Here is a 16,365-nt window from a genome sequence, read left to right as displayed (position 1 = left end):
TGATTATAATCAGCTTCTTTTAACCTGTTTTATATTCTATATATATCATTACAATTCCTTTGTCATATTATTTTAAAAATTTCGTATATTCATTTGAAAGAATAAGAAAATCATGATAAAATTGTGTTACAAATATATCTATATCTTTCAATTTTTAAAACGCATCAAAATTTTCACCCAAAAGTGTCATTTTACAAAACCGTACAAATTTATCTACTTTATTTACATCAGGGTCTCTTTTCTTACAATTTCTTTACTTTAGGACTTTTTTTCTGCAACAACTGTTTTCTTTTCTTTAATTTTTTGGTATGTATAGTATGGTATAACAGCTCACACGGAGGTGGAAAAGAACATGTTAGAAACCTTTCAAAAAGAAATAGAACTATATGAAAGCAATGCAGAATTATTGAAAGTGCTTGCTCATCCTGTTCGCTTATGTATTGTAAAAGGATTAATTGAACGTGGCCCAAGCAATGTTTCTACAATGTACACTGGCTTAAACATGCCACAATCTACAATTTCACAGCATTTAGCAAAGTTAAAAAGTGCTAAAATCGTTTCTAGTGAAAGAAAAGGATTAGAAATTTACTACAAAGTAGAAAATGAAACAATTATTCAACTCGTTCGTGTATTATTAGGTTAGGGACTAATAGACAGAGAAAAAGAACGTATTCTATATTTTTCATCTCATATCTTTAATATAAATATATATCATGAGAGGAAATATATAATACTACATAAGTCGTATTAAAAAACAAGACACAGAAATATACTGTGTCTTGTTTTTTCATATTGTTAAATATCGATTCAAATGTAAATTCTTCATATCTTTCGTGTGCATAACAATATCAAAGGCACTTCCTAAGCCTCCGTTCAAAATCATAGAACGAACTGCTCGATTTCGTTTTTGAGTTTCAGAAAAAGGATTCGTATCTTGATGACTCGTAAGATGTTCTAATATTCCTGCCGCTAACAAGAACTCTGATTGCTTCCTGTGCCATATCGTATGAATCCCTTGTAACTCGAAAATCACCTTCAACTCATCCCAATGAACATGGGTAGTTAAATCCATTTCTCCTGGATATGCAAGAGGGTTACGAATTAGCTTATGCTTATAATATCCTCTTAAACTTCCTTCATGATGTGCAGGATGCATCCATTCTTCTTTTGTATAACCATAATCAACTGTAATACATATACCTCGCTGGAACCATTCCGCAATCTCTTCTATATACTCTTCCATTGCAATAGGCACCTCAAATCGCTGTCCCTCTGCAATATGAATATTATATTTCAATAAGTAGCGACCAATTCTTTTCTCTACTGGCCTAAATACTTCTGCAAGGTCCCCTTCCTCTGTATACGTGATACGTACTTCATACAAAATTCCATTTCTTTTCTCAACTACTTCAACAGGAAACGCATCAAATAGTTCATTCGAAAAAATAATTCCTTCGAAAGACTCTCCCATTTCAATATACGATGTATAATACGATACATTATCAAATGAGCAAAGACTCTCCTGCTGTAATCTTCTATGAAAAGGGCTCACTTCAACAATTGAATAGTTTAAACTACTAAAGGTTTCCGGAGATAATTGTTTCCATTCTTGTAAAACATCATAGGCAAACTTTCCCGTTCCCCCACCAACCTCACAAATATTTGAAGAAACTTCTCCATTTTCAACAAGCCGAATGAAAAACTTAGCAAAAGTCTTCGCAAAGACAGAAGATACATTACTACTCGTAAAAAAATCTCCTTGCCTCCCAATTTTTTCACGTTCTCTCATATAATATCCATGTCCCTCTGCATATAATGCGAGTTTCATATACGTACTGTATGAAATTGAATAATCCTTTTCTTTTCCCATCCAATCTCTTAAAATAAGCTCCATCCCCATAATGACTCCTTATTGTAAAAATGGATTATTTTCTTTTTCAAACCCAATGCTTGTTTCTGGACCGTGTCCACATAGCACCGCTGTTTCATCTGGTAATACAAATAATTTCTCTTCAATACTTCCAATTAATTCAGCAAAGCTTCCGCCAGGCAAATCTGTTCTTCCGATACTCATTTGGAATAATACATCACCAGAAAATACGGCATTCGCCTCTTTACAATAATAAGAAATACTTCCTGGAGAATGTCCTGGTGTCTCAAAAATTTCAAAGTTAAAAGAACCGATCGTTAATGTACCTTCTGCATCAATAATTTGATCTGCTGGTTTCGCTGTAATACTGCGGTTCATCATAAAAATTTGCGATCCATTCACAGTTGCATCTCCTAACCAATCCGCTTCTTCTTTATGTACGTATACCGGAATATGAAAAGCATCTCTCACGGCATCAACAGCACCAATATGATCAAAGTGAGCATGCGTTAATAAAATCGCAAGGGGCTTTAACTGCGCTTCTTGTAAATATGTAACAAGTTTCTCTCCTTCATGACCAGGATCAAAAATAATACACTCATTTTGATCATTCGTTAAAATATAAGCATTTGTTTGTAATGGGCCTAAAGGCATTTGTGTCCATTTCATATAAAAATCTCCTCCAGTTATTGAACTTACTTTCAATGATACAACATTTCTTTCTCTTAGGAAAAGAAAGGATGCTATCTCGACATTCATTTTTAAAACATGTACAATATAAAAGAGTAAATATTCCAAAAACTCATCGTAAGAAATGAGAAGACAGAGGAGGATATTGTATGGGCCTTGTTATTATTTTTGCGCTAGTCACTCTGTTAGCTGTATTTGCTACGCTTAGAACACTTCGCGAAAAGAACTTTTTCGCGGGCGGTTTTGCAATTGCAACCGTACTCGTTTTCGGATGGTTTACAATCATGACTGTTCTATATAATGGGTACCCTCCAACAGCTTAATTCATTTACATGGAATTCTTCATCAAGATTTTGCATAAAAAGAGGAAGGGGTGCCCCCTTCCTCTTCTCATATTTCACAACTTATATCATCTTCGCTTCGTATTTGTGCTTTTTTACAAGCCAAGCTCCTCCGATAACACCTGCGTCATTACCAAGTGTCGCAATTGCTAACTTTGTGCTCTTTACAGCACGTGAGAAAGCATATTGCTCGAAATAGCGTTGAACTGGTTCTAATAACGCATCTCCAGCTTTAGACACGCCACCGCCAATAACAATTTTCTCTGGATTCAACGTGCTAGACAGGTTTGCTACAGCTAATCCTAAATAAGAAGCTACCTTTTCTACTACTTCGCCTGCTAGTTCATCACCTTGTCCATGCGCTTCGAATACATCTTTTGATGTAATACGCCCTTCTTCTGCTAACATAGAACGTAGCATACTCTCTTTATCAGTCTCTTGTATTTTTTGCATAGCAACACGCACAATACCCGTTGCAGATGTTACTGTTTCTAAACAACCAGACTTTCCGCAATTACATGGAAAAGCATTCTCTGTAACTACTGTAATATGTCCAATCTCACCTGCAGCACCACTTACACCGTGTACAATCTCACCATTGGCGATTACACCGCCACCAACACCCGTGCCAAGTGTCATGCAAATTAAATCTTTTGCTCCTTCACCAGCACCTTTCCACATTTCGCCAAGCGCTGCTAAGTTTGCATCATTATCTATCACAACAGGTAATCCTGTTTCTACTTCTAGTAAATCTTTTAACGGATAATTTCTCCAACCTAAATTAACCGCTTCATAAATCATTCCAGATGCGACATGTACAGGACCAGGAGCTCCCATACCAACACCAATTAACTTGCTTTTTAATTCACCTAACTCTTCTAACTTTTTATCAATAGCTTTCGCTACATCAAGTGTAATATGTTTTCCTTGCTCATTTGTATTCGTAGGGATTTCCCACTTATGTAAAATTTCACCGTACACATTAATAAATGCTAATTTAATCGTTGTACCACCAAGATCAACACCAACTAACCATTTCTCTTCCATGTTGCTTACCTACCTTTATCTAATTCTTATTTATCTCTTTTTGAATTTCTTGCTTCAATAAAAATAAAGCTGTTTGATAGTCTTGTGGATCGATTAGCTGTGATTGATTTAATTCACGCAATTCATCTTGCATTAATTGTAAATCTGCAATTCGATCACCCGTATAAATAATCGTTCCAAATTTCTTTAGCAATTGTTGAATATCATAAATGGATATCATTTCATCACCCTCTATGCTTACTTACTATAAAAACTATAATAAGAAAACGTTCACATATTTTATTATAATCAAGAAGAAAAAGTCTCGTCAATTTTTATTTGTCTATACAAGCCCATTTATAACCATTGTTCCTTTTTCTGTAATAATTTTTTCTACATTTTTATCAAATGGTTCAACAGGAATATGTTTTACCATTTGAAAATCATAAGCTAATGATAGCGTTTTCCCTTTATAATGCACGAGATAACGATCATAGTAGCCACCACCATATCCAATCCGTTCCCCTCGCCGCGTATACGCTACTCCTGGCACGATAAGAAGATCAATTTCACACGCATTCACTTCTTCCGTAAACGCTGGAATCGGTTCACGTAAATTCATATATACTGTTTCTAATTGATCAAAATTTCTAATTGTCCGGAAAGACATCGTTCTTGTCCCTTTATTACACTTTGGAACAACAATTTTCTTTCCTTCTTCCCAAGCTTTTTCGATAAGAGGATATGTATTCACTTCATGTTCCATCGAGAGAGTGATTCCAATTGTTTTAGATTCAATCCACTCTTTTTGTCCATACAACGAAACTGCAATTTGTTCCGATAAAGTTGTATACTGTTCTTCAGATAAAGAATTCATGCGTTCTATTATTTGTTTACGTAAACGTATTTTCTCTTCTTTCACACACTTTTCCCCCTTACAGTGACACTTTACTCTACGAGGATAGTGTATCACTTTTACGTAGGAATCGCATAAAAAAAAGAAACAGTAGGAAAATATTCCTACTGCTTACTTTGTTTCACGGTGTAACGTAGACTTCTTGTCACGCTTGCAATACTTTTTAAGCTCGATACGCTCAGCGTTGTTACGTTTATTTTTCTTTGAGATATAGTTACGATCTCCGCATTCTGTACATGCTAGAGTAATATTCACACGCATTCTTATTTCCCTCCAGTACTAATAACTTAAATCAGACTATACCATAATACCACTTTTAAAATAAAAATTCTACACCTTTTGATATTGTCTAATTTTTTCTATAAGATTTTTCATGTTTTCCCTTGCTATTACTGGGTTTCTAGCATGTGAATACACTAAAAATTTTGGTTGTTTTGCGTCAGAAACGATATAAGACCACTCTTTTTCTGTATATTTGAACTGTACCCCTTCTAATATCCCGTCTTCTTTTCTTTCCATGTCAGCCAATAATTTCCGCATTACTTTCCCTTTTTCCTTCCACGAACACACAACTTCATCACAAAGTAAATAGAGCGGAGGTGATTGCTCTAATATGCTGAGAAATGTTTTTTCCTGCAGTGCTATTAACTCAAATAATTTTCCTATTCGATATAAAATATCTCGCTTCCATCTTATTTGAAAAGACTTTTTTTCATCATGCATATAAAATAGAAGGTAACAACCGCCCAATTTCAAAGACATTGGGTAAATTTCACCTGCCGATTCGAATAATAAATCAGGAATATCTACTTCTTCAAAATCAGTTCCTTGGTAAATATTACTATGATTATCATATAGATCGAATTGATTTCCTTGTTCAGAAAACATAAGCGCCATATTTGCTTTACTCGATTTCATCAAAGCTTTCACATGATCTTTTTGTCCCCCCGCATAAATCCATGTAACTGTGCACCCAAGCCTTTGCAGAAAGAGAATAAGTAACTGTTGTAACATATCATTTCTCTTATTAATAAGAAGATGAAACTTCTGTTTTTGTATTTTCTCTATATCAATGTGTTCTAATACTGCTTCTATATAATTATTTAAAGAAACATGAACCTGCTTACTTCGCCCCATTTCTTTCTCACATACGTAACGAAACGACTCAGAGATATATAGTTGTTCGATTATTTTTTGCTGCTTATACGATAACATTCCATCCCTGCCATACATCTTTATAACAATCCCTCTATCACTTTCCACTTGAATAAAAACCCCACCTGCACAGTTCAAATTATGAATGGCATACTGAAAAAGTGACTCGTTCATTTCTTTACATTCCATCGTATGAATCCCAATACCATGAATAGCATGGAGGAATAAGTTTTTATAGGACGTTGTTTCTATATTTTCTTGACTTCCAATTAATATACTCTCTCCTTTTACAAAAAGAGAACCATAAGCCATTGCTGCTTTCACAATAAACTGAGGGGTAATCTCAACATTTCCTCTTCCTACAATCCGGCTTTTTTGTAACCATCCAGCTCCCTTTTCACTCTCTTGAACACCAGCAGAGCCTACTATTGAATGACTATCTATCACCTTATATGGCCATAGTTTTCCTTTTTGCTTAATTACTGTACTTTTCCCTATATGGCAATGGTCCGCTACGATACTTTTTTGAAAAAGTGTAACATCATCTTCAACCATTGTATGCTCTCCAATTGTTGTTTCTAGCAACTCACAATATTTTCCGATATGGGCGTTTGCAAAAACGATGCTTTTTTGAAGATGAGAATAACTTGAAACGATACTATTTTTCCCTATAATAGAGTACGGTTCAATTACAGCCCCCGCACCAATTATTGCTCCTTCTCCAATAAAAGAAGGACCATGAATTTTCGTCCCTTTTCCTATCGTTACGCCTTCTCCCATCCACACCATTGGTAATACTTCTGTATATGGAATAGGCACCTTTAATTTTTTCGTCAACAAATCGAATTGAGCTTGCCGATATTGATCAAATGTACCAATATCTAGCCAATAGTCTTCTGATAAATATGCAAATAACGCATTTTTATTTGCCAATAATGGAAATACATCATGACTGAAATCAAAAAATTCCATGGATGGTATGTAAGAAAAAATTTCTGGATCCATTATATAAATACCTGTATTCACAACATTAGAAACTACCTCATTCCAACTCGGTTTTTCTATATATCGTATAATTTCTTGTTCTTTATTCGTTACAACTAAACCAAATGAGAGTGGATTTTCTACTTCTTTCACAAACATCGTTACCATTCTCTTCTTCTGTTCATGAAATGCAATTCCTTCTGATAATTGAAAATCAGTTAATGCATCCCCACTAATAACAACAAATGTTTCATCTAAAAAACTTTCCGCTTGCTTAATACTCCCTGCGGTTCCAAGTGGGGGAGAGTCTTCAAAATAATACAAGTTAACTCCCCATTTACTACCATCACCAAAGTGCTGCTTAATAGCTGTACTCATATATTGAACGGTAATTGCAATTTCACGAATGCCATGCTGACGTAATAAGTCAATATTATATTCAAGAACCGGCTTTTCTAACAATGGTAACATCGGTTTTGGAGTATTACATGTTAATGGTCTAAGGCGTCTTCCCTTTCCTCCAGCTAAAATAACCCCCTTCATATACTTCAGCCTCCACTTATATAATGTTCAAGAACTCCGTATACCACATATATCATTTATCCCGCATTAACTGCCCACAAATAGCGGGATAAATAAATCCTAGCAAAAAGAAAGCGCTTACTATTAACTTAGCAAAATATTTAATAAGATATAGTTTACACATATGTACTTATTTTTCCATTAATTATGATACATCTTATCATCATAAACTAAAGGAAACAACGAGCTTTTTTTGTCATGTTTTGACTAAAAAAAGCAGGTGATTTTTCATCACCTACTCATTCAATAAATAATGCTTTCCTTTTACTAAATAAAATACATTCTCAGCAATATTGGTAACATGGTCTGCTACACGCTCAATATATCTTGCAACAAAGGATAGTTGTGTAATTTGTGTAATCGCTTCTGGTTGTCCAGGGATAGAGGAAATAAATTCACGAATCGCCTTCCCGTAAATTTCATCAACTGAATCATCCATTTCAGCAATTTGTCTAGCAAAAGTTAAATTTTCTTGCTCGTATGCTTCTAATGCTAAATTTAACATTTCATGAGCAATCTCAAACATTTCATCAAGATTCTGCAAGCTAACAACCACTTCTTTTTCTCCAAGGCGAATTGTTGATTTCGCAATGTTAACAGCGTGGTCTGCAATACGTTCTAAATCTATCGCTGTTTTAATTGAAATGAAAATTCTTCGTAAATCACTTGCTACAGGCTGCTGCTTTGTAATAAGCATAAGCGCAAGATCGTTTATTTCTTCTTCTAAATTATCCATACGATAATCACCATCAATGACCTCTAACGCTTTCTCTACATCTCTTTTGTGAAGCCCTTCCATAGCAATCAATAAAGCTTCCCTTGCTAATTCACCAAGTTCGACTACCTTTTGTTGTAACGTCTTTAAATCATATTGAAACTGTTCTCTTACCATTGCTTCTTCCCCCTCAATATTATGTGCATTATATATAAAGTGAAACTTTAATCAGTGGGGGTTTTGTTCATCCCCCACTGATTATTAGTTGAACCAATCGGGCGTTTACGGGCAGTTGATCTCCCACCTAACTTCTTTGCTCCATCCGAATTTTGAGGTGGGAGTTTTACTGCCCGTTAATGCGGGATAAATCTCCTACTCAGCCTCTTGTATGTTTATTAAGCCTTGAGAAAAGAGAAATATTACTCCCCCTATTTAAAATGAGGTGAAAGTGAGAAATGCCCTCTGTTAAGAGGGCATTTACTCTTAGCCTTACAACGATATCAACCAAATCGTCCTGTAATGTAGTCTTCTGTTCGCTTATCTGCAGGTGTTGTAAATAATTTATTTGTATCTGTATATTCCACAACTTCTCCACTTAAGAAGAAGGCAGTTTTATCTGAAATACGTGCTGCTTGTTGCATGTTGTGCGTTACAATAACAATACTAAAATCTTTCTTTAACTCCTGAATTAGTTCTTCTACTTTTAATGTTGAAATTGGATCTAATGCTGATGTTGGTTCATCCATTAAAATTACGTCTGGCTCAATCGCTAAACAGCGTGCAATACATAGACGTTGTTGCTGCCCACCAGATAAACCATATGCATTATCGTGCAAACGATCTTTTAACTCATCCCAAATGGCTGCTCCGCGCAAGCTTTTTTCAACGATTTCATCAAGTGTTTTTTTATCACGAACACCATGAATTTTCGGTCCATATGCTACATTTTCATAAATAGATTTCGGGAATGGATTTGGCTTTTGGAACACCATACCCACATGCGTACGTAATTCTTCAACCGGATATGATTTATCGAATATGTTTCTTTCTCTATATTCGATAACGCCCGTAGTTCGAACGATAGGTACTAACTCTACCATACGATTTAGCGTTTTTAAGTATGTTGATTTCCCGCAACCACTTGGACCGATAATCGCTGTTACTTCATTCTCATGAATACTTAAATTGATATCTTTTAAAGCATGGTCTTCTCCGTACCACAAGTTTAAATTTTTCGTATCAAACACTACTTTTTTTGGTGCTGTCTCAATCTTCTTCTCATTTTTCACCTGTACATTTACTACTGTTGCTACCATTTGAATTCCCCTTTCATCCACTTCCAACTTATTTTCGATTTCGTAACCATAAGACAAATATATTTATAAAGAGCAACAATCCTAGCAAAACAATCATCCCAGCTGCTGCTACATACTGAAATTCCTCTTGTGGTCTACTCATCCAATTAAAAATTTGAATTGGTAAAACCGTAAATCTATCGAACATACTAAACGGAACATAATTTGCAAATGCAAGTGCCCCAATAACTAACAACGGTGCTGCTTCTCCGATCGCTCTCGATACCGCTAACGTACATCCCGTTAAAATCCCTGGCAAAGCTACTGGCAGTACAATTTGATACATCGTTTGCCATTTCGTAGCACCTAATCCGTAAGAAGCTTCTAATAAGGAACTTGGTACAGATCGAATCGCTTCTTGGCTAGCCACAACAACTGTTGGTAAGACGAGTAAACTCATCGTCAGTGCCGCTGCGATTATGCTCTCTCCCAAATGGAGAGCGTATACGAAAATAGTTAACCCGAGTAAACCAAACACAACGGAAGGTACCCCTGCTAATGTTTGATTATTCAATTCTATTAACTTTTTAAAAACGGACTCTTTCGCATAATGCTCTAAATAAAGAGCGGTTCCGACTCCAAATATAAAAGAGACCGGTATAACAATACTCATAAATAATATTGTTCCTGACAAAGCAGCAGCAATCCCAGCTTCTTTCGGATTACGTGAAGCGAAGTTTGTAAAAAAATCTATTGAAAGATAACTCATACCTTTTTCAAAAATTTGAAACAATAAAACAAACAGAATTACGATTGAAAACAAAATTGCTATATAAAATAATGATTTGTAAATTCTATCTTTTAAAAAACGTGATGCCATATTTTCTTGTATTTTTTTATGGTCTAACATTCGCATATTATGTCACCCTCCTAAAACGGCGCATAATATACTGCGAAATGATGTTCATAATAAAAGTAAACATGAATAAAGTCGCACCTACAGCATACATGCTGTAATAAGTAATCGTTCCGTGCGGAGCATCACCTAAACTCACTTGTACAATATAAGCTGTTAATGTTTGAATAGAACGAGTCGGATCTATCGATACATTAGGTGTCGATCCGGCTGCAATAACAACAATCATCGTTTCACCAATTGCTCGCGAAGCTGCTAATATAATCGCTGCCATTATGCCCGTAAAAGCCGATGGAAACACCACTTGTTTTACCATCTCAAAACGAGTTGCTCCTAGCGCTAATGAGGCTTCTTTAATTCCTTTCGCTACAGCTCTCATCGCATCTTCAGAGAGAGACGCAATCGTCGGTATCATCATAAACCCTATAACAATACCCGGACTAATAGCATTAAAAAACTGCAAATCTGGTATGATCCGTTGTAAAAATGGCGTAACAACTGTTAATGCGAAAAAACCATATACAATTGTTGGGATACCTGCTAGTAGCTCTAACAACGGTTTTAATATTTTCCGGGCACTATTTGAAGCATATTCACTCAAAAATACGGCACACCCTAAACCGATAGGAATTGCTACAACCATAGCAATTGCTGTTACAAGAATTGTTCCACATATAAGTGGTAATATACCGAATTTAGGATCTTCAAAAAAAGGTAACCATTCTTGCTCTGTCAAAAAGGAGTATAATGATATTTTTTGAAAAAACATGATTGTTTCATTAGCCAACGTAATAATAATTCCAAGTGTCGTCACTATAGACACGCTAGCAATTATTTTTAGTAATAACGGAACTATTCGATTGATTCGCTGCGCTTTTTTTCTTCTATTTGTATTTCTCTCAATCAAATGTTGTACAGAAAATGTAATTTGACTTTTGTCATTATGAGCCAAAGATGAAAACCCCTTTCCACCCTGACATTACCTTTTTATTTCTGTTAACATTCGCAGCTGTTCATTGTATTTTTCTTTTGGCAATTTTACATATCCTACCTCTTCAGCGAGCTTGCCGACATGTTTAATCATAAACTCAACATAATTTGCTACATTCATTTTATTTCGGATAGATGCATCATTTACATAAGTAAATAGCGGTCTAGCTAAAGGCTTATACGCACCTGACTGAATGGTCTCTTTCGTTGGAAATACACCATTCACCTTTATTGCTTTCACCTTATCTCGGTTAGCCATATAATAAGCATATCCTACAAAAGCAATGGCATTTTTATCATTCATTACCCCTTGCATAATCACTTGATCGTCTTCAGACAAAGAGACTGTTTTTACAAGGCGACTATTTTGTAAGACAACATTTTGAAAATAATCATAAGTACCAGAGTCTACGCCTGGCGCATAAAATTTAATTTGTTCACGTGGCCATGATGAATGAATTTGCGACCATCGTTTTGAACTTCCATCTTCACCCCATAGTAGACGTAGCTCGTCTATCGTTATATTGTTTATCCACGTATTTTGACGATTCACAACAATCGTAAGACCATCATAAGCAACCTCAAATGGCGTAAATTGAATGGAGTTTTTCTTCATTGCATTTTCTTCTACACGCTTCATCACTCTCGAAGCATTGTTTATATCTACTTCTCCTTTACTGAAACGATTAAATCCTCCTCCTGTCCCAGAAATACTAATAGAAATTTTCACGTTTGGATGAGCCTTTGTATATTCTTCTGCTACTGCCTCTATAATAGGAAAAACCGTTGAGGATCCATCAACTCTCACTTCTCCCATTTCATTTGTAGCAAATGCAGTAGACATGTTATAACAAAGAATACATGCCGATAATGTCAAAACCTTAATCGATACACTCATCCATTTCACGTGTTCTTCCTCCTAGAAGTAACCGGAAATAACAGGATTACAGATATAAGAATACTGCTAAACTATTAATTCGGTTTTAATTGTTTGTAAAAGTTTTGTAAAGTTCCACAAAAACAACTGTATACACAAACTTTATTTTCACTTTTATACTTTAGATGCAGGAAATTTTCTAATCATCCATAAAGTGAAACTTTAATCAGTGGGGGCTTTGTTCATCCCCCACTGATTATTAGCCCGCAAATAGCGGGATACAACTGCTATCTCCTAGCACATAAGACAAATTTAAAGCGTATGCACTAATCTTGTTGTGTTCATCGTTTTTGAAACCACATGTTTTTTCAATATTTTATGCTTGTCCACATTTACTAAACCATATGCATAAAGCATAAAAAAAAGCACACTATCTTTTCAGATAGTGTGCTTTTTTTACAGCTTTTTTATTCATCATCTTGTGTATTACTTTTTTTCTCTTTTTCATCTTTTGGAGCTTCACCAGTTAATGCTTGTTTCTTCAAATCAAAGTAAGCGTCCATTATTTCACGACTAATATATCCATTAATACCTGTTTTATCATCATGTACCCATGGCACAACAACAGAAAATGCTACTTCTGGATCTTCAAGTGGCGCATAACCTACTAATGTTAAGTTATATGTTTCAACACGCTCACCTTTTGCATTTCTACCAATCTCTTTATCTCCGCCATATACAGTTTGAGCTGTACCGGTCTTCCCAGCTGCTTTATATGGTGCACCTGCAAAGTATTTTGTAGCTGTACCACCTGTATCGTTAAACACTTGTCTAAATCCTTCTTGTACACGTTTAATTTGTGATTCAGGCATATCAACACGATTTAATACTTTCGGTTCCATCGATTGAACAACTTTTCCAACTTCCTCTGGCTTCGCCGATGGCTGACGAATTTCCTTTACAACTTGAGGTTGCATACGATATCCACCATTTGCAATCGTCGAAATATATTGCGCTAATTGAAGCGGTGTATACGTATCATACTGCCCGATTGATAAATCTAATAAGAAACCTGGTTGATTTCCTTTACCTATTTGACCAGCAGTTTCATTTGGCAAATCAATTCCTGTTTTTACACCAAGTCCAAACTGGCCAAAATAGTAACGCATAGTATCGAACGCACTTTTCGGAATATCTAACGTACCGCCTCGTACATATGGAACCCCAGCGATATTCATCGCTGTTTTAAACATATAAACGTTTGAAGACTGTTTTAACGCTGTAAGGTCATTAATATACCCCATCTGTTTCCAAGATGACTTCGTAGGTGTCCCTTTTAATTTAATCGGTTCATCTAACTGTACAGCTCCAGGTTGAATCGCGCCAGTTTGATATCCCGTAAGTACTGTCGCACCTTTTACAGTTGAACCCATCGGATAAGAACTTGTCATCGTTCCTAATGCAAAATCATCTACTTTCGTTTCCCCGTCTTTATTCACTAATTGTTTCCCCGCCATAGATAAAACTTCACCATTTTTCGGGTTCATCATTACAACGAATGCACGGTCTAAAAGAGGTTCGCTCCCTTTAAATCTCATTAAGTTTTTTGTAAGAATTTCTTCTACGCGCTTTTGTAATTTCATATCGATCGTTAAATTCAGATCGTTACCTCGTTGTCCTTGTGACACATTAATAGTTTCTAAAATATTACCCTCTTTATCTGTAACATTTCTTACTTCAGCTTTTGTACCGTGTAGGCTATCTTCATATTGTTGCTCAAGGTAACTTTTTCCTACGCGATCGTTACGATTATAATCACGCACAAGATAGTAATCTAGCCTTTCTCTCGGTAACCCTTCATCAGAAGAAGTTACACCACCAAGTACACTTCGGAACATATCGTCATACTTATATTTTCGCTCCCAGTCAACATTTGTATCTACGCCTGGTAATTTCGCTAAATTTTCACTAATAATCGCGTATTCTTCTTCTGTTGCACCTTTTTTAACGATTTGCGGCGTCATTGCATATCCGCTTTCCATTTTGCTTTTGATCGCCAATATTTCTAAATCTTTTGCTGACAATTGATTAATCTCTTCTTCTGTTACACGATTTCGTTGACGTTCATCTAGTTCTTTATCTTCAATTTTATTCGTTTTAAACTCTTCACGATCTTTTTTTGTGATTTTTGCTTCTGCTTCTTCTTTATGTAAAGCAAGCCAATAATCTTTCTTATCGCGATCTGTTAACTTATCTGTTGGGACTTCAATTAAATCTGCTAACTTTTTCGCCGTTTCTAAGCGATCTGCTGCAGTTGATCCCTTCATTTTTGTAAATGTAATTGTACGAATAGGCTCATTATCTACGACCGCTTCTCCATTACGATCAAATATTTTCCCGCGTGGTACAGGATTACTTATCGTTGAATTTTCTTTTTTCTCAACTTCATTTTTATATTCCTCACCACGAACAATTTGTACGTATCCAAGCCTTACAATAACCGCGGAGAACATTAAAAACACGCAAAAAAACAACACGTTTAACCGAAAGGGAACGTGGGTTTTTGTCTTTGTCTGGTTCTTTTTCTGCTTCTTACTCATACAAACCCCCTCTACCAACAGCTATGTAATGTGAAAGGGACACCTTCATACAGGTGCCCTCACTGCTGTCTTACATCTTTTTCTATTCTAGCATAAAACACACGATAAGTTAACCTTCTGGTTCAGTTTGATTCTGCGTGCTTCCTTGCGCTACAACACTGGTTTTGTTCACATTCCCCTCATCATATTTGACATTTTTAACTGCAAAATAAATAAGAAAATGTCCAGCTCCTAAAATACATAGTAAGAAAGGTAAACTTTTTTCAGGCGGAAAAAATATGACAGCACATAAAAAACTTAAAATGGAACAAATTCTTCCAGCATTTAACCATAATTCCCTGACCACTATATATTCTACACGCCATTCTCTCGCCTGTTTTGCTCTACCAATTACATCGTATGTCATAGAGCCGTACGGAACGAGTAAAATAGGATATGCAACCGCAATACATGCTGCATAAATAAGTAATTTCGTATATGTAACATTAAAAATAACTAAAAATACAACCGCGTATAAAATAATACCACCAAGTAAAATTGCTTTTTTTCGCCATTCTTTCTTTAACATACGAGCAACTAAATAATAGCATACAAATGATACTGCAGAATTCACTAAACTATATTTCCCTAATGCTAACTCGCTACCAGATGCTAAATAGACGTATACCGAAATAACGAAAATAAACGTTCCTTCTCTTAAACCTTGGAAGAAATGAGCGCGCGTAATTCTTCCCCAGTTTTCATCAACTTGCCGCTCTTTCAATACTTGCACAATTTCATAGCGCCCTTCACATTCTCTCTTCGATAGAAAAAAGCTTAGAACGACAGCAACCGCAAATAGCATTAACGAGAGGAAGAAAACGACAGTATAACCGCTCCATTTTTCCATACGTGAAATTGTATATCCTGCAGCTATCGGCCCAATCATTCCAGAGAACGATGTAAGAAGTCCGAGAAAACCGTTAAAAAAATCTCTTGTTTCTGGTTCTGTAATCTCAAAAGTCAACAAATTAAATGCGAGCCAATAAAATCCATAACCAACTCCTAAAAGGGCTCCCATTAGTAAAATATAGTGAGATGCACTTTTTCCCGCTACTAAAACGACGATAAAAAAAACAGCTAACGTCCCTACACCAATTCGTAATAAAATCGAACGATCAATACGTTTCGCTAATTTTCCGCCTACAAGAAATGTTAGGGGTTGCAATACAACGCTGGCCAAATTATACAAGCCTAGATTCACATAATTTTGTGTTTGCTTCCATAAATAAATGTTTACAAACGTATTCGATAAAGAAATTGCGAGCGTGTATAAACCTCCTATAACGAGCAATAATACTAAATCACGATTCACTTCAACATCACCAATTACATGTTTCCACTTCATACACAACTCTCCTTCACTTCA

16 protein-coding genes are annotated in these 16,365 nt (G+C 35.6%); 2 read left to right on the top strand and 14 right to left on the bottom strand.

Going from position 1 to position 16,365, the window contains the following annotated elements:
• The first annotated feature begins 352 nt into the window (after nt 1-352).
• Nucleotides 353-643, top strand: coding sequence for an ArsR/SmtB family transcription factor (locus SJY24_RS08945; protein ID WP_000894375.1), 291 nt, complete (start codon nt 353-355; stop codon nt 641-643).
• A 144-nt stretch (nt 644-787) separates the two neighbouring features.
• Here the strand turns inward: SJY24_RS08945 and SJY24_RS08940 are convergent, their stop codons facing one another.
• Together SJY24_RS08940 and SJY24_RS08935 are read right to left on the bottom strand one after the other, a co-directional pair.
• Nucleotides 788-1,900, bottom strand: a complete 1,113-nt coding sequence (locus tag SJY24_RS08940) for a class I SAM-dependent methyltransferase (protein WP_377864429.1) — start codon at nt 1,898-1,900, stop codon at nt 788-790.
• Between the two features lie 9 nt (nt 1,901-1,909).
• Nucleotides 1,910-2,539 (bottom strand): MBL fold metallo-hydrolase, encoded by a 630-nt coding sequence (locus tag SJY24_RS08935; RefSeq protein ID WP_377864428.1) that lies wholly within the window; start codon nt 2,537-2,539, stop codon nt 1,910-1,912.
• 170 nt (nt 2,540-2,709) lie between these two features.
• Between SJY24_RS08935 and SJY24_RS08930 the strand changes: the two genes are divergently transcribed.
• Nucleotides 2,710-2,883, top strand: a complete 174-nt coding sequence (locus SJY24_RS08930; protein WP_097830682.1) for a DUF2759 domain-containing protein — start codon at nt 2,710-2,712, stop codon at nt 2,881-2,883.
• Nucleotides 2,884-2,964: 81 nt separating this feature from the next.
• On the opposite strand, the gene glcK is transcribed toward SJY24_RS08930, so the two are convergent.
• From glcK to SJY24_RS08870, 12 genes are all read right to left on the bottom strand, one after another.
• Entirely contained in the window at nt 2,965-3,948 is a 984-nt protein-coding gene (glcK, locus tag SJY24_RS08925) for a glucokinase (RefSeq protein WP_377864427.1), read from the bottom strand.
• A 19-nt stretch (nt 3,949-3,967) separates the two neighbouring features.
• Nucleotides 3,968-4,168, bottom strand: coding sequence for a YqgQ family protein (locus SJY24_RS08920; RefSeq protein ID WP_002173470.1), 201 nt, complete (start codon nt 4,166-4,168; stop codon nt 3,968-3,970).
• Between the two features lie 102 nt (nt 4,169-4,270).
• The gene (locus SJY24_RS08915; RefSeq protein ID WP_377864426.1) at nt 4,271-4,849 is read right to left on the bottom strand and encodes a 5-formyltetrahydrofolate cyclo-ligase; all 579 of its coding nucleotides are present in this window, start codon (nt 4,847-4,849) and stop codon (nt 4,271-4,273) included.
• Nucleotides 4,850-4,954: 105 nt separating this feature from the next.
• The gene (gene rpmG / locus SJY24_RS08910; protein ID WP_001265616.1) at nt 4,955-5,104 is read right to left on the bottom strand and encodes a 50S ribosomal protein L33; all 150 of its coding nucleotides are present in this window, start codon (nt 5,102-5,104) and stop codon (nt 4,955-4,957) included.
• A 69-nt stretch (nt 5,105-5,173) separates the two neighbouring features.
• On the bottom strand, nt 5,174-7,525 hold the full coding sequence (locus SJY24_RS08905; protein ID WP_377864425.1) for a sugar phosphate nucleotidyltransferase: 2,352 nt from the start codon (nt 7,523-7,525) through the stop codon (nt 5,174-5,176).
• A 274-nt stretch (nt 7,526-7,799) separates the two neighbouring features.
• Nucleotides 7,800-8,456 carry a phosphate signaling complex protein PhoU gene (gene phoU / locus SJY24_RS08900; protein ID WP_377864424.1) on the bottom strand — a complete coding sequence of 219 codons (657 nt, stop codon included), beginning with the start codon at nt 8,454-8,456 and terminating at the stop codon, nt 7,800-7,802.
• A gap of 323 nt (nt 8,457-8,779) precedes the next feature.
• Complete coding sequence (gene pstB / locus SJY24_RS08895; RefSeq protein ID WP_000226692.1) at nt 8,780-9,595, bottom strand: phosphate ABC transporter ATP-binding protein; 816 nt, start codon at nt 9,593-9,595, stop codon at nt 8,780-8,782.
• A gap of 28 nt (nt 9,596-9,623) precedes the next feature.
• Nucleotides 9,624-10,490: a phosphate ABC transporter permease PstA gene (gene pstA / locus SJY24_RS08890; RefSeq protein ID WP_377864423.1), complete on the bottom strand. Its 867-nt coding sequence runs from the start codon at nt 10,488-10,490 to the stop codon at nt 9,624-9,626.
• 1 nt (nt 10,491) lies between these two features.
• Nucleotides 10,492-11,442, bottom strand: coding sequence for a phosphate ABC transporter permease subunit PstC (pstC, locus tag SJY24_RS08885; protein ID WP_377864422.1), 951 nt, complete (start codon nt 11,440-11,442; stop codon nt 10,492-10,494).
• 27 nt (nt 11,443-11,469) lie between these two features.
• Nucleotides 11,470-12,387: a PstS family phosphate ABC transporter substrate-binding protein gene (locus SJY24_RS08880; RefSeq protein WP_377864421.1), complete on the bottom strand. Its 918-nt coding sequence runs from the start codon at nt 12,385-12,387 to the stop codon at nt 11,470-11,472.
• Nucleotides 12,388-12,824: 437 nt separating this feature from the next.
• Nucleotides 12,825-14,957, bottom strand: coding sequence for a peptidoglycan D,D-transpeptidase FtsI family protein (locus SJY24_RS08875; protein ID WP_377864420.1), 2,133 nt, complete (start codon nt 14,955-14,957; stop codon nt 12,825-12,827).
• Nucleotides 14,958-15,066: 109 nt separating this feature from the next.
• Nucleotides 15,067-16,344 (bottom strand): MFS transporter, encoded by a 1,278-nt coding sequence (locus SJY24_RS08870; RefSeq protein ID WP_002015154.1) that lies wholly within the window; start codon nt 16,342-16,344, stop codon nt 15,067-15,069.
• Between the last annotated feature and the right edge of the window lie 21 nt (nt 16,345-16,365).

Origin of the sequence: Bacillus sp. R86525 (assembly GCF_042466195.1) — a bacterium.
Lineage (GTDB): Bacteria > Bacillota > Bacilli > Bacillales > Bacillaceae_G > Bacillus_A > Bacillus_A nitratireducens.
Note: the sequence above shows the minus strand (reverse complement) of the source record. Positions and strands in the feature narration are given on the sequence as shown.